Origin of the sequence: Bacillus sp. FSL H7-0578 (assembly GCF_038630855.1) — a bacterium.
In the GTDB taxonomy this organism is placed as follows: domain Bacteria; phylum Bacillota; class Bacilli; order Bacillales; family Bacillaceae; genus Bacillus; species Bacillus safensis.
This window is the reverse complement of the sequence record NZ_CP152045.1, coordinates 2076132-2097128: the sequence shown is the minus strand read 5'-3', so window position 1 is coordinate 2097128 and position 20997 is coordinate 2076132. Positions and strand designations below refer to the sequence as shown.

At 41.4% G+C, this 20997-nt stretch carries 27 protein-coding genes, 1 pseudogene and 1 riboswitch; of the genes and pseudogenes, 24 read left to right on the top strand and 4 right to left on the bottom strand.

The features are described 5' to 3' along the window. Positions 1–9: 9 nt before the first annotated feature. From sigF to lysA, 9 genes are all read left to right on the top strand, one after another. Complete coding sequence (gene sigF, locus MHB41_RS10670) at positions 10–777, top strand: RNA polymerase sporulation sigma factor SigF (protein ID WP_024422864.1); 768 nt, start codon at positions 10–12, stop codon at positions 775–777. 114 nt (positions 778–891) lie between these two features. Further along, a complete protein-coding gene (locus tag MHB41_RS10665; protein ID WP_034280357.1) occupies positions 892–1512 on the top strand; it encodes a stage V sporulation protein AA in 621 nt (206 codons plus the stop codon). After that, the gene (locus tag MHB41_RS10660) at positions 1502–1918 is read left to right on the top strand and encodes a stage V sporulation protein AB (RefSeq protein WP_034280358.1); all 417 of its coding nucleotides are present in this window, start codon (positions 1502–1504) and stop codon (positions 1916–1918) included. Before MHB41_RS10665 ends, MHB41_RS10660 begins: the two co-directional genes overlap by 11 nt. Positions 1919–1938: 20 nt before the next feature. Then, a complete protein-coding gene (gene spoVAC, locus MHB41_RS10655) occupies positions 1939–2391 on the top strand; it encodes a stage V sporulation protein AC (RefSeq protein WP_034280360.1) in 453 nt (150 codons plus the stop codon). A 12-nt stretch (positions 2392–2403) separates the two neighbouring features. Then, the gene (spoVAD, locus tag MHB41_RS10650) at positions 2404–3420 is read left to right on the top strand and encodes a stage V sporulation protein AD (protein WP_034280361.1); all 1017 of its coding nucleotides are present in this window, start codon (positions 2404–2406) and stop codon (positions 3418–3420) included. Next, on the top strand, positions 3420–3770 hold the full coding sequence (gene spoVAE, locus MHB41_RS10645) for a stage V sporulation protein AE (protein ID WP_024422860.1): 351 nt from the start codon (positions 3420–3422) through the stop codon (positions 3768–3770). The genes spoVAD and spoVAE overlap by 1 nt, the downstream gene beginning before the upstream one ends. Positions 3771–3776: 6 nt before the next feature. Then, positions 3777–4385 (top strand): stage V sporulation protein AE, encoded by a 609-nt coding sequence (locus tag MHB41_RS10640; protein WP_034280363.1) that lies wholly within the window; start codon positions 3777–3779, stop codon positions 4383–4385. Further along, a complete protein-coding gene (locus MHB41_RS10635) occupies positions 4330–5811 on the top strand; it encodes a spore germination protein (RefSeq protein ID WP_087975842.1) in 1482 nt (493 codons plus the stop codon). Before MHB41_RS10640 ends, MHB41_RS10635 begins: the two co-directional genes overlap by 56 nt. A 115-nt stretch (positions 5812–5926) precedes the next feature. Next, the gene (lysA, locus tag MHB41_RS10630) at positions 5927–7252 is read left to right on the top strand and encodes a diaminopimelate decarboxylase (protein WP_034280367.1); all 1326 of its coding nucleotides are present in this window, start codon (positions 5927–5929) and stop codon (positions 7250–7252) included. A gap of 38 nt (positions 7253–7290) precedes the next feature. Here the strand turns inward: lysA and MHB41_RS10625 are convergent, their stop codons facing one another. Continuing rightward, a complete protein-coding gene (locus tag MHB41_RS10625) occupies positions 7291–8175 on the bottom strand; it encodes a DUF1002 domain-containing protein (RefSeq protein WP_061109308.1) in 885 nt (294 codons plus the stop codon). A 321-nt stretch (positions 8176–8496) separates the two neighbouring features. Here MHB41_RS10625 and MHB41_RS10620 point away from each other — a divergent pair, with 321 nt between their 5' ends. Next, complete coding sequence (locus MHB41_RS10620; RefSeq protein ID WP_008359679.1) at positions 8497–8934, top strand: peptidylprolyl isomerase; 438 nt, start codon at positions 8497–8499, stop codon at positions 8932–8934. 30 nt (positions 8935–8964) lie between these two features. On the opposite strand, the gene MHB41_RS10615 is transcribed toward MHB41_RS10620, so the two are convergent. Continuing rightward, on the bottom strand, positions 8965–10188 hold the full coding sequence (locus tag MHB41_RS10615; protein WP_240491082.1) for an MFS transporter: 1224 nt from the start codon (positions 10186–10188) through the stop codon (positions 8965–8967). Between the two features lie 320 nt (positions 10189–10508). Here MHB41_RS10615 and MHB41_RS10610 point away from each other — a divergent pair, with 320 nt between their 5' ends. The 7 genes and pseudogenes from MHB41_RS10610 to MHB41_RS10580 all read left to right on the top strand — a co-directional run bounded on the left by MHB41_RS10610 (position 10509) and on the right by MHB41_RS10580 (position 14864). After that, entirely contained in the window at positions 10509–11090 is a 582-nt protein-coding gene (locus MHB41_RS10610) for a TetR/AcrR family transcriptional regulator (RefSeq protein WP_061109306.1), read from the top strand. Between the two features lie 215 nt (positions 11091–11305). Then, entirely contained in the window at positions 11306–11542 is a 237-nt protein-coding gene (locus MHB41_RS10605) for a DUF2164 domain-containing protein (protein ID WP_061109305.1), read from the top strand. A 229-nt stretch (positions 11543–11771) separates the two neighbouring features. Further along, positions 11772–12116, top strand: a complete 345-nt coding sequence (locus MHB41_RS10600; protein WP_008344451.1) for a hypothetical protein — start codon at positions 11772–11774, stop codon at positions 12114–12116. Between the two features lie 106 nt (positions 12117–12222). Then, positions 12223–12364: riboswitch (FMN riboswitch) on the top strand. A gap of 253 nt (positions 12365–12617) precedes the next feature. After that, positions 12618–13268, top strand: coding sequence for a riboflavin synthase (gene ribE, locus MHB41_RS10595; RefSeq protein WP_024422851.1), 651 nt, complete (start codon positions 12618–12620; stop codon positions 13266–13268). An 11-nt stretch (positions 13269–13279) separates the two neighbouring features. Next, positions 13280–13858 (top strand): annotated as a pseudogene (ribB, locus tag MHB41_RS10590) (3,4-dihydroxy-2-butanone-4-phosphate synthase); the annotation flags it as partial. Positions 13859–13932: 74 nt separating this feature from the next. Further along, a complete protein-coding gene (ribE, locus tag MHB41_RS10585) occupies positions 13933–14397 on the top strand; it encodes a 6,7-dimethyl-8-ribityllumazine synthase (protein WP_029706184.1) in 465 nt (154 codons plus the stop codon). 113 nt (positions 14398–14510) lie between these two features. Next, on the top strand, positions 14511–14864 hold the full coding sequence (locus tag MHB41_RS10580; RefSeq protein ID WP_024422850.1) for a GNAT family N-acetyltransferase: 354 nt from the start codon (positions 14511–14513) through the stop codon (positions 14862–14864). Positions 14865–14888: 24 nt separating this feature from the next. On the opposite strand, the gene MHB41_RS10575 is transcribed toward MHB41_RS10580, so the two are convergent. Continuing rightward, positions 14889–15413 (bottom strand): DUF309 domain-containing protein, encoded by a 525-nt coding sequence (locus tag MHB41_RS10575; RefSeq protein WP_034280377.1) that lies wholly within the window; start codon positions 15411–15413, stop codon positions 14889–14891. A 90-nt stretch (positions 15414–15503) separates the two neighbouring features. Then, complete coding sequence (locus MHB41_RS10570; RefSeq protein ID WP_012010430.1) at positions 15504–15596, bottom strand: YjcZ family sporulation protein; 93 nt, start codon at positions 15594–15596, stop codon at positions 15504–15506. Positions 15597–15805: 209 nt separating this feature from the next. Between MHB41_RS10570 and MHB41_RS10565 the strand changes: the two genes are divergently transcribed. The 7 genes from MHB41_RS10565 to rluB all read left to right on the top strand — a co-directional run bounded on the left by MHB41_RS10565 (position 15806) and on the right by rluB (position 20991). After that, positions 15806–16564, top strand: coding sequence for a segregation/condensation protein A (locus MHB41_RS10565; protein ID WP_034280379.1), 759 nt, complete (start codon positions 15806–15808; stop codon positions 16562–16564). Beyond that, positions 16554–17147: an SMC-Scp complex subunit ScpB gene (gene scpB / locus MHB41_RS10560; protein WP_024422847.1), complete on the top strand. Its 594-nt coding sequence runs from the start codon at positions 16554–16556 to the stop codon at positions 17145–17147. Before MHB41_RS10565 ends, scpB begins: the two co-directional genes overlap by 11 nt. Before the next feature lie 113 nt (positions 17148–17260). Then, positions 17261–17740, top strand: coding sequence for a YpuI family protein (locus MHB41_RS10555; RefSeq protein ID WP_041117855.1), 480 nt, complete (start codon positions 17261–17263; stop codon positions 17738–17740). 113 nt (positions 17741–17853) lie between these two features. Next, positions 17854–19005, top strand: a complete 1152-nt coding sequence (locus MHB41_RS10550; RefSeq protein WP_034280381.1) for a D-alanyl-D-alanine carboxypeptidase family protein — start codon at positions 17854–17856, stop codon at positions 19003–19005. Next, positions 18993–19580 (top strand): nucleoside recognition domain-containing protein, encoded by a 588-nt coding sequence (locus MHB41_RS10545; RefSeq protein ID WP_034280382.1) that lies wholly within the window; start codon positions 18993–18995, stop codon positions 19578–19580. Before MHB41_RS10550 ends, MHB41_RS10545 begins: the two co-directional genes overlap by 13 nt. 4 nt (positions 19581–19584) lie before the next feature. Then, positions 19585–20121, top strand: coding sequence for a spore maturation protein (locus tag MHB41_RS10540; RefSeq protein ID WP_024422843.1), 537 nt, complete (start codon positions 19585–19587; stop codon positions 20119–20121). 135 nt (positions 20122–20256) lie between these two features. Then, positions 20257–20991 carry a 23S rRNA pseudouridine(2605) synthase RluB gene (rluB, locus tag MHB41_RS10535; protein WP_024422842.1) on the top strand — a complete coding sequence of 245 codons (735 nt, stop codon included), beginning with the start codon at positions 20257–20259 and terminating at the stop codon, positions 20989–20991. Positions 20992–20997 lie beyond the last annotated feature (6 nt).

Here is a 20997-nt window from a genome sequence, read left to right as displayed (position 1 = left end):
GCTGCTCATATGGATGTGGAGGTAAAAAAGCAAGCTAAAAAAGCCCAGCTGTCAAATGATGAAGTCAAAGAGCTCATCAAAAAAAGCCAAGACGGTGATCAGCAAGCAAGAGACCTCCTCGTAGAAAAAAACATGCGTCTTGTTTGGTCCGTTGTTCAGCGCTTTTTAAATAGGGGATATGAACCAGATGATCTGTTTCAGATTGGCTGTATTGGACTGCTGAAATCTGTTGATAAATTTGATTTGTCATATGATGTAAAGTTTTCAACATACGCCGTTCCAATGATCATTGGTGAGATTCAGCGATTCATTCGGGATGATGGAACGGTCAAAGTCAGCCGGTCACTAAAGGAACTCGGAAATAAAATTCGGCGGGCAAGGGATGAATTGTCTAAGTCTCATGGAAGAATGCCGACCGTTCAGGAAATTGCCGAATACCTTGATATCACACCAGAGGATGTCGTCCTCGCCCAAGAAGCGGTACGCTCACCATCATCCATTCATGAAACGGTGTATGAAAATGATGGGGATCCGATTACATTGCTTGATCAAATTGCCGATCATTCTGAGGAAAGATGGTTTGATAAAATCGCACTGAAAGAAGCGATCAAGGAATTAGAAGAACGGGAAAAACTCATTGTGTATTTAAGGTATTATAAAGATCAGACACAATCTGAGGTTGCAGAAAGACTTGGCATTTCACAAGTACAAGTCTCACGGCTTGAAAAGAAAATTTTAAAACAAATCCAAATGCAAATGGATCAAAAAGACAGCTAGCCAATTCGGCTGGCTTTTTTTGTGTGGTAATTACCGGTAAATCAAGTTCTATCAGTATGAGAACCATTTTTCACCACATACTATTTTTAACCCATCGTATAGGAAGTGACTTGGATGGACGGACAAATCTTTATTCGGCTGCGCCATCGAATCAAAACTGGTATTGATCAGCTCATTTATTTAGAGGATATCGCCCAAATCACTGGTGATGAGTTTGCTGTGCAAAAGCTTAGCAAAATGCCGGTGTATCATGTCAGCAAAAAGGATCGTCACATCGTCGTACTTGATATCATGCATGTCGTCAAAACGATCAAAAAAACGTGGCCGGATATCGACATTCAAACCGTCGGCGGCTCTGAAGCTATTGTTGAAATTGATACAGGCAAACGCCAGCTTTCTCCCGTTTTATTTGTGTTTGTATGGCTCTTATTATTTGTCGGAGCGGCCCTTGCCATTATGAATTTCCACGAGGATGTCAGTATGCGGCTCGTTCATATCCGTCTATATGAAATGATCACTGGAAAAACGGTTGAGCATCCGTATTTATTACAAATTCCATATAGCTTTGGACTCGGCTTTGGCATGATTTTGTTTTTCAATCATGTATTTAAAAAGCGTTTAAATGAAGAACCAAGTCCGCTCGAGGTGGAAATGTTTAAATATCAGCTTGATCTCGATCATTACGTCGCACTCAACGAAAATAAAGAAACATTGAAAGATATCCATGATCGGTAAATGGCTTTTTGTCGTACTCGTTGGACTTGGCGGCGGTTTAACGGTCGGAGCAGGATTTGTGGCATTTCTTACAGTGCTTGGCATCATTCCCCGCTTAATGCAATTAACCAAAACGCAGCGCTTCATACAAGGGTACGAGGCGGCTGTCATTAGCGGTGCAGTCGTTGGCGGCTGGGCCACCTTAAGTCAAATACATCTGCATTTAACCAAATGGCTGGCACTGCCGGTCGGTCTTTTATCAGGTATCTTTGTCGGCATGCTTGCAGCTGCACTCACTGAAGTATTAAATGTACTTCCCATATTAACGAAAAGAATTGGAATGGACGGGAAAATTGTTTTGCTGCTCATGGCCATCGTCTTAGGAAAGGTATTTGGTTCACTATTTCATTGGCTTATTTATATTTAAGAAATTGGAGGGAACAACACGTGTCGAGTTTAAAAGAGAACTATCCATCTAAGGTAAAAACGTATCAGCCCAAACCTCCTTATGTCATCAACTGCATCAAGGCGTTTTTAGTTGGCGGCTTAATCTGTCTGATAGGTGAGGGGCTGCAAAATTTCTATATCCATTTTTTTGATTTTAACGAAAAGACAGCAGGGAATCCGACGGTGGCAACCCTCATTTTAATTTCTTCTCTATTAACGGGTATCGGTATTTACGATAGAATCGGCCAGTTTGCTGGAGCCGGATCAGCTGTACCAGTGACAGGCTTTGCTAACAGTATGACAAGTGCTGCCCTTGAGCATAAAAGTGAAGGGCTTGTTTTAGGTGTTGCCACAAATATGTTTAAACTCGCTGGGAACGTCATTGTGTTTGGTGTCGTTTCCGCATATGTCGTAGGGATCATTCGATACGTCTTTGAAAAGATGTTTTCGTAGGAGGAATGAAAGGTGAAACTAACAGGTAAACAATCTTGGGTATTTGAGCACAAGCTTTATGTCAATGCAGAAGGAACTGCTGCAGGACCGAAAGAAAAAGAAGGCCCGATTGGCCATTTAATTGATAAAACGTACGATGAAATGCACTGTGATCAAAAGAATTGGGAAATGGCTGAAAGGAAGCTCATGGATGATGCGATATCAACCGCTTTATCAAAAGCAAATTTGCAAAAAAGCGATATTGACCTGTTGCTGGCTGGAGATTTACTCAATCAGAACGTCACTGCAAACTATGTGGCAAGAGAGCTGAAAATCCCGTTTCTTTGCTTGTTTGGGGCATGCTCGACTTCAATGGAATCGGTTGCCATTGCGTCAGCGCTCATTGATGGCGGTTTTGCAAATAGGGCTATTGCAGCGACAAGCAGCCATAATGCGACGGCAGAACGCCAATTTCGTAATCCGACAGAATACGGCGGACAAAAGCCCGATACAGCAACAAGTACAGTGACAGGAAGCGGAGCCGTTATTATCAGCCAAGAAATCTCTGACATTCAAATTACAAGCGCAACAGTAGGCAGGGTCATGGATCTTGGCATTACAGATCCATTTGATATGGGATCGGCCATGGCACCGGCAGCGGCAGACACCATCAAGCAGCATTTAGAAGACTTAGGAAGAACAGTAGATGATTACGATCTGATTTTAACTGGTGATTTATCAGGCATTGGTTCACCGATCTTAAAGGATCTTCTGAAAGAAGACGGCATTCAGCTTGGGCGAAAGCACGATGATTGCGGTTTAATTATCTATACACCCGACCAAAACGTTTTCGCTGGAGGCAGCGGCTGTGCTTGTTCAGCTATTGTGACATTCAGTCATATTTTTCAAGAAATGAAAGCAGGGAATTTGCAAAGAGTACTTGTTGTAGCAACCGGGGCGTTACTCAGCCCGATGATGGTTCAGCAAAAAGAGACCATTCCAACCATTGCGCACGGTGTCGTATTTGAGCGTGCAGGAGGAGAGAGCTAATGGATTATCTTATCGCTTTTGTGGCAGGCGGACTTATTTGCGTCATTGGCCAGCTTTTACTAGACGTACTTAAACTCACGCCTGCACATGTCATGACTACTTTTGTTGTAGCGGGTACCATTTTAGATGGATTCGGTATTTATGATAAATTTATTGAATTTGCAGGTGCGGGCGCAACCGTACCAATCGTCAGCTTTGGTCATAGCTTGCTTCATGGGGCAATGCATCAGGCAGATGTACATGGATTCATCGGCATCGGTATCGGTATTTTTGAATTAACCTCTGCTGGAATATCAGCTGCGATTTTATTCTCATTTATTGTCGCACTTATCTTTAAACCGAAAGGATAACCGAATATGGGGCAAAGACGGAAAGTCATTTTAGTGACAGACGGAGATATATATGCTGCCAAAACCATAGAGCTTGCTGCTAAAAACGTCGGCGGACGATGTATTTCCAGCTCAAAAGGAAATCCAAGCAAACGGACAGGACCTGAACTTGTTCAGATGATTTTAAAAACGCCGTATGATCCAGTCTTTGTGATGTTTGATGATTCTGGTCTGACAGGTGAAGGAACAGGGGAGATGGCGATGAAACATGTGGCGCGCCACCCTGAAATCGAAGTTATTGGTGCGATCGCAGTTGCATCCAAGACGCATCAAGCAGAATGGACAAAGGTTCATGTCTCGATTGACCGGGAAGGTGAACTGACAGAATATGGTGTCGACAAACACGGTCTTCCCGAAATGGAGCCCCATAAAATGAGCGGGGATACAGTGTATTGCCTTGATTCCCTCAACCTTCCGTTAGTTGTCGGGATTGGAGATATTGGCAAGATGGGACGAAAAGATGATCTGAGCAAGGGATCTCCAATCACGATGAAAGCAGTGGAATTAATACTAGAAAGGAGTGGTTACCATGAAGAAAGACAAGGTAAACGTGTACCGAGACCCGAAGAAAAATGAAGATTACTTCAAGGAAAATGTCGGGATGGGTCTCAGCTTCGACCTTGGTGTTCGGAAAATTTATATACACGATCAGGAAATCCAGCTTTACTATGTAAACGGATTGTGTGATACACAGTATGTCATCTACTTATTAAAAGAGCTAATCGAAATCAATGACAACGAACCTGAATCAGATGATCTTGCACATGTAGTCGAGAACCGCCTTGTCAATCAGCAGGTGTCCAAGGTAGAAACGCTGGATGAAGCAGTGGATCAAGTACTGTCTGGGCTTGTAGCAGTCGTTGTAGAAGGTGAAAACTACGCCTTTATCATTGATGTTAGAAGCTATCCTGGCAGAATGCCTGAGGAGCCGGATACAGAAAAGGTGGTCCGGGGAGCAAGGGACGGATTTGTTGAAAACATTATTGTAAACACAGCGCTGATTCGAAGAAGAGTACGGGATGAAAAGCTGCGATACAAAATGCTCAAAGTAGGCGAACGTTCAAAAGCGGATGTCTGTGTTTGCTATATTGAAGATATTGCAGACCCTGACTTAGTAGATATTATAGAAAAAGAAGTATCAGGAATCAAAGTCGATGGGCTGACGATGTCTGATAAAACGATTGAAGAATTTATTATTAAGCAAGGATATAATCCCTTTCCGCTAGTGCGTTACACCGAGCGTCCAGATGTCGCCGCTAACCACATATTAGAAGGGCATGTCATCATCATTACGGATACATCCCCTAGTGTCATCATTACACCAACCACTATTTTTCACCACGTTCAGCATGCAGAAGAATACCGCCAGGCACCTGCCGTTGGTACATTCTTAAGATGGGTACGCTTTTTAGGCATTTTATGTTCTACCTTTCTTTTGCCGATTTGGTTTCTTTTTATCCTCGAACCAAATCTCCTGCCAGACAATTTAAGCTATATTGGATTTAACAAACCTTCTCATATCCCTGTGATTCTCCAAGTATTTCTTGCTGATTTCGGGGTGGAATTTTTAAGGATGGCTGCGATTCATACGCCAACCGCATTGTCGACCGCCATGGGGCTGATCGCGGCTGTTTTAATTGGACAAATCGCCATTGATGTTGGTTTATTTACACCAGAGGTCATCTTATACGTCTCGCTGGCAGCGATCGGTACCTTTACAACGCCAAGCTATGAACTGAGTGTCGCCAATAAGATTGTAAGGCTCATCATCCTAGCACTAGTAGCGATCTTTAAGCTGAATGGACTCATCATTGGTTTTACGTTGTTAATCATTTATTTAACATCCATTCGTTCATTGCAGACGCCTTATATGTGGCCGTTCATTCCTTTTAATGGAAAGGCTTTGTGGCAAGTGCTAATTCGGACGTCTGTTCCTGGCTCAAAAGTAAGGCCGAGCATCGTTCACCCTCAAAACAGATCAAAAATTCCGCCAAATTCTTAACGCTCATTGAAAGTGGCTGAAGATTGTGATATTGTATTTTTAACTTTGAGACACGGCAAAAGGCAGCTCACGCAGCTGCCTTTTTTCAGCCGAAGCGGAGAAAGAGGGAATGACATTGTATTTACACGGCACTTGCAGACAAAATGAACTCGGTCATTTAGAAATTGGTGGTGTTGATGCTGTTTCTTTAGCTGAAACGTATGGGACACCACTTTATGTATATGATGTGGCTTTAATACGGGAGCGCGCAAAAAGCTTTCAAAAAGCGTTTATAGAAGAAGAATTAACGGCGCAGGTAGCATATGCGAGTAAAGCATTTTCCTCCATCGCCATGTTTCAGCTTGCCAAAGAAGAAGGATTATCTCTTGATGTCGTATCAGGCGGTGAGCTTCACACAGCCATTTGCGCTGGATTCCCAGTAGAAAAAATTCATTTCCATGGCAATAATAAAAGCAGAGAAGAATTAAAAATGGCTTTAGAGCATGGGATCGGCTGTATTGTTGTGGATAATTTCTATGAAATGAAGCTCATTGAACAGCTTGGTCAAGAGCTGTCAAAAAAAGTCAAAGTATTGCTCCGCATCACGCCTGGTGTCGAAGCGCATACGCATGATTACATTACGACAGGTCAAGAGGATTCAAAATTTGGCTTTGATCTTCACAATGGACAAGCAGATGAAGCGGTGAAACAAGTGCTTGGTTCAGAAGTGATCGAGCTTTTAGGTGTTCATTGTCATATCGGTTCACAAATTTTTGATACGGCTGGTTTTGTCCTTGCAGCAGATAAAATCTTTTTGAAGCTGGATGAATGGAGAGAATCATTTGGTTTTATTTCTACAGTATTAAACTTAGGCGGCGGTTTTGGGATTCGTTATACAGAAGAGGATGAACCACTTCCTGCAACAGAATATGTCGAGAAAATTATCCAAGCTGTGAAAGAGAACGTTGCCCGCTATGAGTTTGATATGCCAGAGATTTGGATAGAACCAGGCCGTTCTCTTGTTGGAGATGCAGGGACGACTCTTTATACGATCGGATCATCAAAACATGTACCTGGCATCCGCGATTATGTGGCGATAGATGGCGGAATGAGTGATAACATTCGTCCAGCTTTATATCAAGCGAAATATGAAGCCGCAAGTGCCAACAAAATGAGCCAAACGCATGATCAAACGGTTTCAATTGCCGGTAAATGCTGTGAAAGTGGAGATATGCTCATTTGGGATATCGATCTGCCAGAATTATCACAAGGGGATTTATTAGCTGTCTTTTGTACCGGAGCTTACGGCTATAGTATGTCAAACAACTATAACCGTATCCCGCGCCCAGCTGTTGTGTTTGTAGAAGACGGGGAAGCGCAGCTTGTGGTTGAGCGTGAAACATATGAGGACATTGTCAAACTTGATTTACCGTATCAATCAAAAGTGAAATCATCTACTTAAAAAAGCCGCCTGGTGTTCAGGCAGCTTTTTTTAATGAATTATTTTCCTCCAGTGAATACAGAAACGATCGCGTTCCAAATGGAGACAAAGAAATCCCAAATCTTTTGAAGAAGGTTTTTCCCTTCATCCGATTCTATGAATTTAGTAATCTTGTCTTTTGCTTTATCAATTTGAGATCCTACTTGATTCCAATCGATATTGATGTTTTTCATTTTATCAAATAGCGAGACAAGCTGATCTTTTTGATCCTGCGTCAGATTTAAGTTCAATTCAGAAGCAGCCTGATCCACTTTTTCTTCTACTTCTTTTGTGGTTTTAGGAACACCATTTTTTGCAATGTCATCTTTGATTTTTGCAATAAGGGCAGAAGCGTTGTCTTTTCCGATAGAGTCACCCAATTTAGAAGTTGTCACAAGCTCTTCGTTTGCCACCTGCTTCACATCTTCTGGAATGGCTTTGTCGCTTGACACCTCATACGCTTTTAGTAAGCCCGTCAGTGCCGCTGTACCAGATACTTCAAATGGAGCAGTCACGACAACCTTGGCATCTTTGACACCTGCTGTCATTAAAGCATTTAAATACATCTCATCTGTAATGGTCTTGATGTTGTGTGTATCCACAGTCAGACCAGTACCTGATTTTTCAATGGTGATCGATGAAGATGATAATGCTCTCGTCCCGATAGAAGAACGAGGGATATACTTTCCTAAATATTCGTGCTCTTCTTTATTGGTTACTTCAATTTTTGTCGCATTTTCAGGTGGGTTCAACTCGTCAAGCACCTTCTGGCGATCAGCCGGTGTTAGGTCTTGCCCGAGTGTGACGATGACATCGCCGACAGCTGCATCCGCTAAGCTGACTTTTGGCGCACCAATTAGGAAAAGGAGCGCTGCCATCATACCAAGCATCATTTTTTTAAACATGTTGACCTCCTTCAAGTCGAAAGCGTTCCTCTTTCAAGAGAAACTCATCTTTTGAGTACACGTGATGAAGTGCACTCCATCATATAGACGTAACAAATTGGCTCGACGTTTCAATTTTCTTTTTAAGTTGTGTTCCTTTTCCAATAAATGAAGACATGTCATTTAGTCAAATATCATTTTATTAGGAAAAAAGAATCAAGCAACCCTATTTTATCAATCATCAGTTAAGAGGTAAATGACAATCGAAGAGCAGGGGATGTTTAACATCACCGAAAATGTGCTATAATGAGCGTTGTTTAACCTGAAAGGAGAATGTGAAAAATGGCGAAAAAAGGATACATACAATTAACGAATGGAAAGAAAATTGAGTTTGAACTTTACCCAGAGGCTGCTCCAGGTACAGTAGCAAACTTTGAAAAATTAGCGAATGAAGGCTTCTACGATGGATTGAAATTCCACCGCGTGATTCCAGGTTTCGTCAGCCAAGGCGGCGACCCAAACGGTAATGGAACGGGTGGTCCTGGTTACACAATTAAATGTGAAACAGAAGGAAATCCACATCAGCACGAAAGAGGTTCATTATCAATGGCGCATGCTGGTAAAGACACAGGCGGCAGCCAATTCTTTATCGTGCATGACCCGCAGCCGCACTTAAACGGTGTTCACACTGTTTTTGGCAAGGTAACATCTGGTATCGAGGCTGTACTTGATATGGAGCAAGGCCAAGGCATGGAAAAAGTTGAAGTTGTAGATGCTTAATCTAAAACACCGCTTAATCGCGGTGTTTTTTTATTTTGTTTCTGATTCTACCGTGATTTGTTTCGTTATGCGGTAGGTGATGAGCCAATACAAAATGGCTAAAGCGCTGATAGAGGCACCAAAAAGACATACTCCGCTCCAGCCATAGGCTGCGTATATGCTGGTTGAAACAATTGAACCGGTCGCACTTCCGATGGAGTAAAAAATCATGTAAGCGGCAGTAAGCCGACTTCTCGCCTCAGGCCGTACTGTAAAAATCATACTCTGATTGGTCACATGTACTGCCTGCACAGATAGGTCAAGAATGATAATGCCAATGACTAATGCAATAAGTGAATATTCAGTCAAACTGATGAAAAACCATGAAATGAATAAGAGGACAAGGGCTATACCGGTTGTGAACTGTCCAAAACCTCGATCAGCAAGGCTGCCAGCCCGAACAGCTCCTAACGCTCCGGCTGCCCCAGCAAGACCAAATGCGCCAATAGCAGTATGTGAAAGAGAGTATGGCGCTGTACTGAGAGGCAGCACGAGTGAAGTCCATAACGTACCAAAGACAATAAAAATCAGAAGAGCCAGAATCCCACGGATGCGGAGAATTCGTTCTTGTATAAACAATGTAAACATTGAACGAAGCAGATCAGCATAGGATAATGATTCTCTTTTGCTGTCATCATGCGGGAGCACTCGGAACAATACGCCAGTCAGGATAAGCATGATGACGGCAGAAACAAGATAAACAAACCTCCAGCCAGCAAAATCGGTTAATACACCAGCAAAGGTCCGGGCGAGAAGAATACCGATTACAATTCCACTTTGCACCAAGCCGACTATACGGCCGCGCTCTTCTGGAGCAGCCCAACTTGCTGCAAACGCAACGAGTACCTGAGTGACTACAGCGAGCAGTCCGACCACTGCTAATCCTAGAAATAGGACGGCAATGATAGGAGCAATGCCGACTAGAATGAGGGCAAGCACAGATAAAAGCATCTGACCAATGATGAGCCGGCGTCGATTCAACAGATCACCAAGTGGTACTATCAGTAGCAGCCCCGCTGCATAACAAAGCTGAGTAATCGTAATGACAATACCGATGGATGAATACGTGATACCGAACTCGTCTGCCAGTGAATCTAGTAACGGTTGTGCGAAGTATATGTTTGCAACAGCCATCCCGCACGATGCTGCAAAAAGTAGTGCCATATAGTGAGTCATTTTTGATCCAGGCTTTATTCGAAAATGAGCCGTTTTCATATCAGGATGATCTCTTGGAGTAATTTTATCTTTAACCATTCACTGCATCCTCTCCTTTTTATACTAAAAAGTATAATATACCGATAAGTATAAATTGATTTCTGTTAAGAATAACCAACAAAATGTTTTAAAGTCAAGAGTTTAATCCAGTTATTCTAAGTTAATTTTGAAAGTAAAAAGGTAGTTTGACAATTTTACATGAATAAAATAAAATTATAATGTACTGATTGGTAATAAAAAAGAAAATGATATCCTTACAAATAAATAAATGAATAGTTGTTTTGGTGAAATGATTTTATTATTGAAAAGAGGAATTGATGATGGTTCGACAGCGTGAGTTTGATGAGGAAAAAGCGTTGGATGATGCAATGGTGCTTTTCTGGGAAAAGGGGTATAGAGCTACAACGTTAAGCGATTTGACTGCAAAAATGGGAATACAGCGGCCAAGCTTATACTCAGCCTTTGGAGATAAAGAGGAGTTATTTGAGGCTGCCTTACGCAAATATACAAAGCAGCATGCAGCCCGTATTCGAACAAAACTTCAAAACAATCAATCTGTAAAGGAAGCATTTCATACATTATTTACAGATGTAGTGGAAGAGGAATACAGGGGTGGCCCGAGTAAAGGCTGTTTTTGCATTAATACGATAGTGGAACTTGCTCCACACGAAGAGAAATTTGAAATTCTGACAAGAGAGCATCAGATGTATCTTTCGGTCATATTTGAAGAAAAGATTGTGCAAGGTATTCGCTCGGGTGAACTCGAAAGCAGCTTGAATGCTAAAGCCTTAGCACAGACACTGGTCGTTTCTTTCATCGGGCTTACCGTCCTCATGAAGTCACGTCCAGAGCGTTCATTTGTAGATCATTCTGTAGCGACGATCCTGTCCATTTTAAAATAAAATGGACAACACGCTATGACAGCTTCCGTGAAAAAATCATACAGCATAGTGAAAGCGTATTTGATCCATTACATCAAAATACGCTTTTTCTTATAGGGCCGTCATGCACAGAATATGTTTTTATGATATGATAAGAGAACAAACATTCGTATTCGTGGGGGTGCCAGCACATCCATAATGCAAATGTAGAAAGCGAAAAGAAAGAAGGGGAGACTTTGAAACCACTCACAAAAGAAGAGAGAAATCAAATGACGATGGCTATTCAGCGTTATTTTGCCGAAGAACGAGAAGAAGAGATTGGTGAATTAGCAGCCATTAATATACTAGAATTTATCACAAAAAACCTTGGAAGCTACTACTATAATCAAGGGGTTCGCGACAGCCGCAGCATCGCTGTTCAGCGGTCACAATTGTTAGAGGAAGACTTATTCGCACTCGAAAAAAGAATATAATGAAAAGCTTGCAGTATGTTGTGTTACGAACTAATAAATAGGAAAAAGACCCCCTTAATAAAGAACGCATATTCGTATCATATGTAATGATTAAGAGGTGGAACCAAAGGGCCATCTGAATCGTTATATAAGTAACCATTAATGAAAATCAGCTTTTTTGGTTTTATTTCAATAAAAGAAGGAATAAAACATACAAATAGGCGAAGCGCAGATGATGGAGGTTCTAAATATGGGGAAAATTAAATTAAAAATTGCGATCTTATTTGTTTTACTGCTTTGTTTAGGCGCAGGTTATTTATACATGAATGGCATGAAAATTGAAGATGTGCCAACAGCTATTGGCGAAAGCTTAACAAATAATGATAAAGATTACACCATCTATGAATATACCATTACGAAAATTGATGGAGATGAATATTACGGTCAAGCGAAGAATGGCACAAAAATCATTTTTAATGGTAAGAAATTTGAAGATGATGTGGCCGATCTGAAAAAAGGAGATCGTATTAAAGCCTACTTTAGTAATGAAAAAAGAATAGATGGGCTGATAAAAGTTGTAAAAGTCGTCAATTAACATGTCTCCTTTCCTATAAGGAGGCTTTTTTTGTGAAGAAATCTTGATTGTTGCATTTGACAACAAGGATCGCTATAATAGCCCCTAAGGACAGCTAAATATCGATTGTATCCTTCGGGGCAGGGTGAAAATCCCGACCGACGGTAATAAAGCAAATGCTTTACAGCCCGTGACCCGTTAATTTATTAACGGTTGATTCAGTGAAAAGCTGAAGCCGACAGTGAAAGTCTGGATGGGAGAAGGATAAAGAAAGCTATGAACGAAAAATATTTGTTGATCATAGTCTTATTTCTGATGCAAAAAAACCACAGCCCCGGAATTTTTTCCGGGGCTTTCTGTATGATTTTGTCGTTAATAGACTGCATGCAGTGTTTATTAGGTGATCCCTCATCTACCTTGTATGGACCATAAAAAGCGACGAAGGTGCTCAATCGATCACATGTCCCTAACATCGCTTTTTTTAAAAGTGAGAAATACAAATGAAACGAAAGGGAGGATCACATGTTTACGGGGATAATTGAAGAAGTTGGCACCGTTCAGTCATTAAGTAAAAAGTCAGCAGATGCCATGGAAATTGTCATTACATGCAGCCGTGTGCTGGAAGATGTTCACCTCGGAGACAGTATCGCCATTAATGGAGTATGTCTCACAGTCACTAGCTTCACAAAAGAACAGTTCGCGGCAGATGTGATGCCAGAGACGGTCAAAGCCACATCGCTGGATCAGCTGACAAAAGGCAGTCCAGTGAATTTAGAGCGAGCCATGTCCTCAAATGGACGATTTGGCGGCCACTTTGTCTCAGGCCATGTTGATGGAACGGCTGTCATTACCCGGATAGAAAAGAAGAGTAATGCCATTTACTATGATTTAAAGATGAACAAGACCCTCACAGATATGCTCACCCAAAAGGGTTCGATCGCAATAGATGGTGTCAGCTTGACCATTTTCGATTTGCGAGATTCACATGTCACAGTCTCTATTATTCCTCACACGCTTGAAGGAACTATTTTCCCGACTAAATCTATGGGGGATATCGTGAATATAGAGTGTGACATGATCGGTAAATACATTTATCGCTTTTTAACAAAAGAGCAGAGCGAAAAACAGCCATCTCGATTGACCCCATCATTTCTAAAAGAGCACGGATTCTAGGAGGCGATTGTATGTATCATTCCGTTGATGAGGCAGTAAATGCCCTTAAACAAGGAGAAATCATTATCGTAGTGGATGATGAAGACAGAGAAAATGAAGGAGACTTTGTGGCACTTGCTGAGCATGCCACACCTGAGGTGATTAACTTCATGGCTTTACATGGAAGAGGCCTCATTTGTACGCCAGTCCATGCGTCGATCGCAAAACACCTGAATCTGCATCCAATGGTTGAACATAATACGGATGCACACCATACAGCATTTACAGTAAGCATCGACCATGTGACAACGACAACTGGTATTAGTGCTTTTGAGCGCTCCACGACCATGCTGGCCATGTTAAATAAAGACGCAAAACCAGACGAATTTGCCCGTCCAGGTCATGTTTTTCCGCTTATTGCAAAAGAGGGCGGCGTACTAGAAAGATCGGGTCATACAGAGGCGGCGGTTGATCTTGCTAAACTGGCAGGCTCAGAGCCAGCGGGTGTCATATGTGAAATTATGAATGCAGATGGATCAATGGCTCGCGTCCCTGAACTAAAGGAGATCCAAAAACAGCATGATTTAAAGATGCTGACAATCGAAGCATTACAGACATATTTAAACAACAATCGAACAGCCGCTATTGAAACAAAATAAAAATCACAAAAAAGGATGATCAACATATGAATACAATACAAGGTCATGTAGTAGCAGAAGGACTAAAATTTGCAATCGTTGTAGCGAGATTCAATGATTTTATTACAAGTAAACTGTTAGATGGAGCGGAAGATACATTACTCAGACACGGAGCAAATGGTGATGATATCGATGTTGTGTGGGTACCAGGCGCTTTTGAAATCCCGTACATGGCAAAAAAATTAGCAGAAACCAAAAAATATGATGCAGTCATCACACTTGGAACCGTGATCAGAGGCGCAACGACTCACTATGATTACGTTTGTAATGAAGCTGCTAAAGGAATTGCTCAGAGTGCTATGTCAACTGGGGTACCGATTATCTTTGGTGTACTCACAACAGAATCTATTGAACAAGCCATTGAAAGAGCTGGTACAAAAGCAGGAAATAAAGGCAGCGAATCGGCTGCTGCTGCTATTGAAATGGCGAATCTCAATCGAACGTTCTCTTAATTTAGTGAAAAAGAGTTTAAAAACGGTATAAAAATGTTTATAATGTGTGATGAGCAAATGAATCATAAGACATTTGCTGGAAATTAGGATAATTTGAATATTGAGGGGTATATATGTTAATTCGTTACAAGAGGTCTTTTGAAAAAATTGCCATGGGACTTCTGTCCTTTATGCCGGGTGAGAAAGACGTCAAACAGCTTCAGCAGACGATGAAGTCATATGAAATGGATGAAGATCGGCAGCTGTTCCTATGGAAAGATGGCGAGGATATTGTAGGTGCTATTGGTGTGCTCAAAACAGACGACCAAGTACAAATTGAGCATATTAGTGTGAATCCATCCCATCGTGATCAAGGAATCGGCAAGGAAATGGTTTTAGCCGTGGAAGAAATATTTAAAACCAAAACACTCATTCCAAATGAATTAACGCAAGGCTTCTTTCATAAGTGTCACAGCGAATCAAATTAAATATCACACATGTAAAAGCAGAGGCTACAGTCCTCTGCTTTTTTTACGTTCAATCTGCTTTTTTCGTTCAAGCAAAACTTCTGTCCGGTCACGGAGTCTATGTTTTTCGATTAAAAATGTATGGGATAAGTTGCTTTCCTGTCCAAAGAGCAGTCCTTCTTTTTGGGCCATTTCTTGGCATAAAGAAAGAAGTGCTTCATCTTTGATCGGCAGCATCACACTCTCATAGGGCATATCTTCATCCATTTTCTTTTTCAGCGTTCTCAGAAGCATCAGAAATGCCTCATCATCCAGACCGAGATTCGATAATACTGAACGGTTTGCTTCTAACAAATGAAGACTGTTAGAAATGAGCCGTTTTGCTCCTTTTCCATTTCCCCGTCTTTGATGATACAAGGCAACAGCGAGCTGAATGAGCCCGACCCAATAGTCTTTGCGCTGCTTAGGGGGATCTTCTTTCCAATATTCCTCTAGAATTTCATGACACTCAAAATAATCTCTTGTCGTATGAAATTCGTGTAAAAAAGCCACGTACGCTTCAGGATACACAGCGGTCATCTCCTTTTCCACTCTCAGTCTAACATATCGAAAAGAAAAGAAGAAAGAGCGTCCCTTTAGTGAAAAGGACGCTCTGTTTCTTTAATAAACCCAAGCCGCGCCAACGATGATCAGCAAGATGAAAAGCACGACAATAAGCGCGAATCCTCCGCCGAAGTTATAGCCATCTCCCATAATGATACGGCCTCCTTTTTCATCAGTTCTGATTACAATGGTATTCTATGTATAAATGCCCTTATTGGTATGGGCGGATCCACTGTTTTTCTTGATTTGCCTAAGGCATTATGGCCGAAATTATATTGGACGAGAGCTTTATCCTGTCTTATACTAAAGGTTAGCCGGTGAAACGGTACTTAGAAGACAGTAGAAATGGTGAGAAAAAGATGCTGGAATATCAGGTGAAAATAGATTCGTTCGAGGGTCCTTTGGACTTGCTTTTACATTTAATTAACCGGTTGGAAATTGATATTTATGATATTCCCGTCGCTAAAATTACGGAGCAGTATTTATTATATGTCCACACGATGAGGGAGCTTGAGCTCGATGTTGCGAGCGAATATTTGGTCATGGCTGCAACCCTCCTGAGTATTAAAAGCAGAATGCTTCTTCCAAAACAAGAGGAAGAGCTGTTTGATGAAGACCTGCTCGAAGAGGAAGAAGACCCTCGAGAAGAGCTGATTGGCAAATTGATTGAATACCGCAAGTATAAAAATGCAGCACAAGAACTAAAGGAACGCGAAGAAGAAAGGCAAAATGCCTTTACAAAACCACCGAGTGATTTAAGCGAATTTGCAAAAGAATCAGAAGCGAAGGACACAAATTTACACGTAACGGTGTATGATATGTTAGGTGCGTTCCAAAAGGTATTAAATCGAAAGAAAATAACGAAACCAGCACCATCAAAGATTACAAGACAAGAAATCCCGATTGAAGACAAAATGAATGAGATTATGAACCATTTAAGAAAAACAAAAAAGCGGACCAATTTCATGACTCTATTTCAACATGATCAAAAGGAGCACCTTGTCGTGACGTTTCTTGCTGTTCTCGAATTGATGAAAAGTCATCAAATCTTGCTAGAGCAGGAAGGGAACTTTGAAGACATTTATATCATAGGGAGTGAAACGATTCATGACGCTTGATATCGTGAATTGGAAAGCCATCTTAGAAGCGCTGCTGTATGCAGCAGGTGACGAAGGCTTAACAAGAAAACAGCTCATGTCTGTTCTTGAAGTAGATGAGTCGGTATTACTCGACATTATGTCTTCCGTAAAGGAAGAATATCAAAAACAAGAACGAGGGATTGAGCTCATTGAATATGCAGATTCATATATGCTGCTGACGAAAAAAGAATACAGCATGTATTTAAAAAAATTAGTCGAGACACCATCCAAGGGTTTGTCGCAGGCAGCGCTGGAGGTGCTTGCCATTGTTTCTTATAAACAGCCGATTACACGCAGTGAGGTAGAGGAGATTAGAGGAGTCAAATCAGAGCGGGTACTTCATAGCTTAGTAGCCAAAGCACTGCTCTGTGAAGTAGGACGTGCCGATGGTCCGGGACGAGCGATTCTTTATGGGACAACCCCTACCTTTTTAGAGCAATTTGGCTTAAAAGCCTTAGATGAATTACCGCCGCTTCCAGAAAATGTGGAAGCAGACGGGGTACAAGAAGAGGCTGATCTATTTTTTGAAAACTTCAATCAAACATTTGAAGACATAAAATAGTTCAAAAGAAGGAAAAATGTATGATAAAATATAAAAAAGATTTTAGGTCTAAAATCTTTTGATGACAGATAAAATGGTGACAAAGCCATGAGGGGAAGGTAAACACGAAACAAATGGCACATATGAATGTAAAGGCTCAAGTTGATCAAGCAGGCGTCTTTTTATCAAAGGTTGCAATTGAAATGAATGGTTTTCTGAACGAAGCCACCTTATCAAGCTTGAAACGATTAAACCCCGAAGCGGAAGCCTATTATTGTGACATATTGAGTACATTACGGAAGCTTGCAGTGTACAGCGAGGATGCAGCAGCCATTTGCAGGAAAATGGGCCAGCAGCAGACATTCCCGCAGCAGGCCGCACAGCAGATGCTTCACCGTATTTATCATCAATGCATTGAAGAATTTTTCACGCCAAAAAAGGATACATGGTATGAAGACAGCCGATCGGCCTATACAGGAAAAAGCAGCATTGTCTTTCACCATGAAGTATCCGCTGATATGAAACAATTATTTTCTTCATTAGAAAAAGACTTTTTAGCGATGAGAGAAGAGCTGGAATATACGGCATCTCATCAGCAAGTGAAAATGGTATAAGCAACTTGAAGAAGCGCCTCTACATGTAGAGGCGCTTTTTTTTATGGACGAGGCATCATAACTTTTTCAGCTGAGCATACACTTGTACAAAACGGACAAGGACGTGAATGAACATGCCCTATTTAAAAATTGGAACAGCAGTCCTTCTTCTATTTACACTCTTACTGCCTTTTTCTTCACATGCCAAAGCAGACATTTCATTATCAGTGAGTGCAAGAAGCGCCATTTTAATAGATGGACAGTCAGGCAGAGTCCTATTTGGAAAGGACGAGCACGAAAAAAGAAGAATCGCCAGTATTACAAAAATCATGACGGCTGTATTAGCCATTGAATCAGGAAAAATGAAAGATACCGTTAAAGTATCAAAACGTGCGATTGGGGCGGAGGGGTCATCCATTTATTTAAAGGAAGGGCAGAAGGTGAGCTTAGAAGATTTGACATACGGGCTCATGCTGCGTTCTGGAAATGATGCAGCTGTTGCCATTGCAGAGCATGTTGGCGGCAGCTTAGAAGGCTTTATTTTTATGATGAATCAAAAGGCGGCTGAACTAGGAATGGAGAATACGAATTTTCAAAATCCGCACGGACTCGATGATCATAAAAATCATTATTCATCAGCCTATGATATGGCGATCCTAACAAAATACGCAATGAAGCATAAACAATATCAAAAAATTGCCGGTACAACTTTCTATAAAGCGAAGACAATGGAAGGCTATTGGAAAAATAAAAACAAGCTGCTCACCGGTTTATACGAATATTCCACTGGAGGGAAAACAGGATATACAAAGCTTGCAAAACGAACACTTGTCTCCACCGCTGCAAAAGGTGATGCCGAGCTGATCGCTGTGACCATTAATGCGCCGGACGACTGGAAGGATCATATCTCTATGTTTGAATATGCATTTGATCACTATAAAACGTATGTGCTTGCTGAAAAAGGAAGGCTTGCTTCGTTAAAAGGGACCTTTTACGAAAAAAAAGCGTTTATCAAGCGTGATGTGGACTATTTTTTAAATGAAGATGAAAAAAAACTTGTGAAAATTGAAACGGAAATGCTCGCTCCAAAAAAGAAATGGAAAAAAAACGCCGAAACCATCCCAGATGTTGTCGGAAAAATGACGATTTTATTAGATGGACAGGTGATCGAGCAATTACCGATTTTTTATGAAAATAAACGAAACCGCATGCCTCAAAAAAGTTTCCAAGAAATGTTTAAGTCTGTCTTTCAGACATCTATAGGCGGATCTTCATGGTCAATCTAATTTGGGTATTTCTCACTGTCATCGGTCTTGTCTATGCGATGTTTAATGGAACGATGCAGGAAGTGAACGAGGCTGTATTTAAAGGCTCAAAAGAAGCGGTTACTATTTCAATTGGTTTGATTAGTGTCCTCGTTTTTTGGCTCGGACTTATGAAGATTGCCGAAGAGGCAGGGCTGTTAAATTTCTTTAGTAAATTGTGCCGGCCCTTTATTTCAAAGCTATTCCCGGATATTCCGCCTAATCATCCTGCAATGGGGTATATTTTGTCCAATCTCATGGCGAATTTCTTTGGTCTCGGGAATGCCGCTACACCGCTTGGAATTAAGGCGATGGAGCAGATGAAATCATTAAACGGCGGGAAAAATGAAGCAAGCCGTTCTATGATTACATTTCTAGCCGTCAACACATCCTCTATCACACTTGTGCCAACAACCGTCATTGCAATAAGAATGACCTATGGGGCAGATCAGCCAACAGACATTGTAGGGCCAACCATTTTAGCAACACTCATTTCAGGAATCGGTGCAATTATCATCGATCGTTATTTCCACTATCGCAGAAGCAGGCGGGGGTGATCTTGTGGCATTTATTAACTGGCTGTCACTTGCTTTGATACCACTGATCATCGCAGGAATTTTGATTGCTGGAACCATTAAAAAGGTACCAACCTATGAAACATTTGTGGAGGGAGGAAAAGAGGGCATTCAAATTGCCTTTTCAATCATTCCCTATTTAGTCGGTATGCTTGTAGCCATTACGATATTCCGTGCGTCAGGTGCGCTTGATTTTGTTATGGGACTATTAAAACCAGTCTTTACAGCGATTGGTTTCCCGCCAGAAGTGGTGCCGCTTGCGTTTATTCGTCCGATATCAGGAACGGCTGCACTTGGAATGACATCAGACTTGATAGCGACGTATGGCCCAGATTCTTTTATTGGCCAGCTTGCAGCTGTCATGCAAGGGTCAACAGACACCACCCTTTACATTTTAACGGTCTATTTTGGAGCAGTCGGTATTAAAAAAATGGGAGATGCGCTGAAAGTAGGTTTGTTAGCAGATCTCATTGGTGTCATTGCATCTGTGATAATCGTCAGTTTGTTATTTAGCGGCGCCTAATCAGGCGCTTTTTTGTATTTCATGGATGGAAAATCGCTTTTTAGCTGAAATTAGACAGACGAAACGCTTATTTTTCCACGAATGCTTGTTTGTTTTAAGTCAAGCAAGTAAGATAGTACATGAGGTGAAAGACAAATGGAACGTTTACAGAAAGTAATTGCACATGCCGGCGTCGCTTCAAGACGAAAGGCTGAAGAATTAATTAAAGAAGGAAGAGTTACCGTTAATGGTCAAACAGTGACAGAGCTCGGAGTGAAGGTGGGCTCTTCAGATAAAATTGAAGTCAATGGATTAAAGCTTGAAAGAGAAGAACCGGTTTACTTTATGCTTTATAAACCGCGCGGCGTCATTTCGGCTGCCGAGGATGATAAAGGACGCAAGGTCGTCACAGATTTCTTTGATGATGTCCCGCAGCGTCTTTATCCAATCGGCCGGTTAGATTATGATACGAGCGGTTTGATTTTGATTACAAATGATGGGGAATTTGCCCATAAGCTCATGCACCCGAAATACGAAATTGATAAAACGTATGCAGCGAAGCTAAAAGGCATTCCTTCAAAGGAACTGCTTAGAAAGCTAGAAAAAGGGATCATGTTAGATCATAAAAAAACAGCACCTGCTCGTGCGAAAATGCTTTCTATTGATAAACGAAAGCAAACTTGTATTGTTCAATTAACCATTCACGAAGGCAGAAACAGACAGGTGCGCCGCATGTTTGAAGCGATTGGACATGATGTGTTAAAGCTAAAAAGGGAGCAATATTCGTTCCTTCATATTGAAGGTATGAGACCAGGAGACCGCAGAGAATTGTCTCCGCATGAAGTAAAGCGCCTGAGAGCAATTGCCGATCATGGGAAAAGCGCTTTTTAATTTTCA

Bases quoted from the DNA above. Each gene is read 5' to 3' on its own strand.
- MHB41_RS10615 (WP_240491082.1), bottom strand. From the start codon at position 10,188: ATGAAAACGGCTCATTTTCGAATAAAGCCTGGATCAAAAATGACTCAC.
- rluB (WP_024422842.1), top strand. From the start codon at position 20,257: ATGGAACGTTTACAGAAAGTAATTGCACATGCCGGCGTCGCTTCAAGA.
- MHB41_RS10550 (WP_034280381.1), top strand. From the start codon at position 17,854: ATGCCCTATTTAAAAATTGGAACAGCAGTCCTTCTTCTATTTACACTC.
- MHB41_RS10545 (WP_034280382.1), top strand. From the start codon at position 18,993: ATGGTCAATCTAATTTGGGTATTTCTCACTGTCATCGGTCTTGTCTAT.
- MHB41_RS10660 (WP_034280358.1), top strand. From the start codon at position 1,502: ATGATCGGTAAATGGCTTTTTGTCGTACTCGTTGGACTTGGCGGCGGT.
- MHB41_RS10640 (WP_034280363.1), top strand. From the start codon at position 3,777: ATGGGGCAAAGACGGAAAGTCATTTTAGTGACAGACGGAGATATATAT.
- MHB41_RS10625 (WP_061109308.1), bottom strand. From the start codon at position 8,175: ATGTTTAAAAAAATGATGCTTGGTATGATGGCAGCGCTCCTTTTCCTA.
- scpB (WP_024422847.1), top strand. From the start codon at position 16,554: ATGACGCTTGATATCGTGAATTGGAAAGCCATCTTAGAAGCGCTGCTG.
- ribE (WP_029706184.1), top strand. From the start codon at position 13,933: ATGAATACAATACAAGGTCATGTAGTAGCAGAAGGACTAAAATTTGCA.
- MHB41_RS10665 (WP_034280357.1), top strand. From the start codon at position 892: ATGGACGGACAAATCTTTATTCGGCTGCGCCATCGAATCAAAACTGGT.
- sigF (WP_024422864.1), top strand. From the start codon at position 10: ATGGATGTGGAGGTAAAAAAGCAAGCTAAAAAAGCCCAGCTGTCAAAT.
- ribE (WP_024422851.1), top strand. From the start codon at position 12,618: ATGTTTACGGGGATAATTGAAGAAGTTGGCACCGTTCAGTCATTAAGT.
- MHB41_RS10570 (WP_012010430.1), bottom strand. From the start codon at position 15,596: ATGGGAGATGGCTATAACTTCGGCGGAGGATTCGCGCTTATTGTCGTG.
- MHB41_RS10555 (WP_041117855.1), top strand. From the start codon at position 17,261: ATGGCACATATGAATGTAAAGGCTCAAGTTGATCAAGCAGGCGTCTTT.
- MHB41_RS10600 (WP_008344451.1), top strand. From the start codon at position 11,772: ATGGGGAAAATTAAATTAAAAATTGCGATCTTATTTGTTTTACTGCTT.
- MHB41_RS10620 (WP_008359679.1), top strand. From the start codon at position 8,497: ATGGCGAAAAAAGGATACATACAATTAACGAATGGAAAGAAAATTGAG.
- MHB41_RS10565 (WP_034280379.1), top strand. From the start codon at position 15,806: ATGCTGGAATATCAGGTGAAAATAGATTCGTTCGAGGGTCCTTTGGAC.
- spoVAE (WP_024422860.1), top strand. From the start codon at position 3,420: ATGGATTATCTTATCGCTTTTGTGGCAGGCGGACTTATTTGCGTCATT.
- MHB41_RS10610 (WP_061109306.1), top strand. From the start codon at position 10,509: ATGGTTCGACAGCGTGAGTTTGATGAGGAAAAAGCGTTGGATGATGCA.
- MHB41_RS10580 (WP_024422850.1), top strand. From the start codon at position 14,511: ATGTTAATTCGTTACAAGAGGTCTTTTGAAAAAATTGCCATGGGACTT.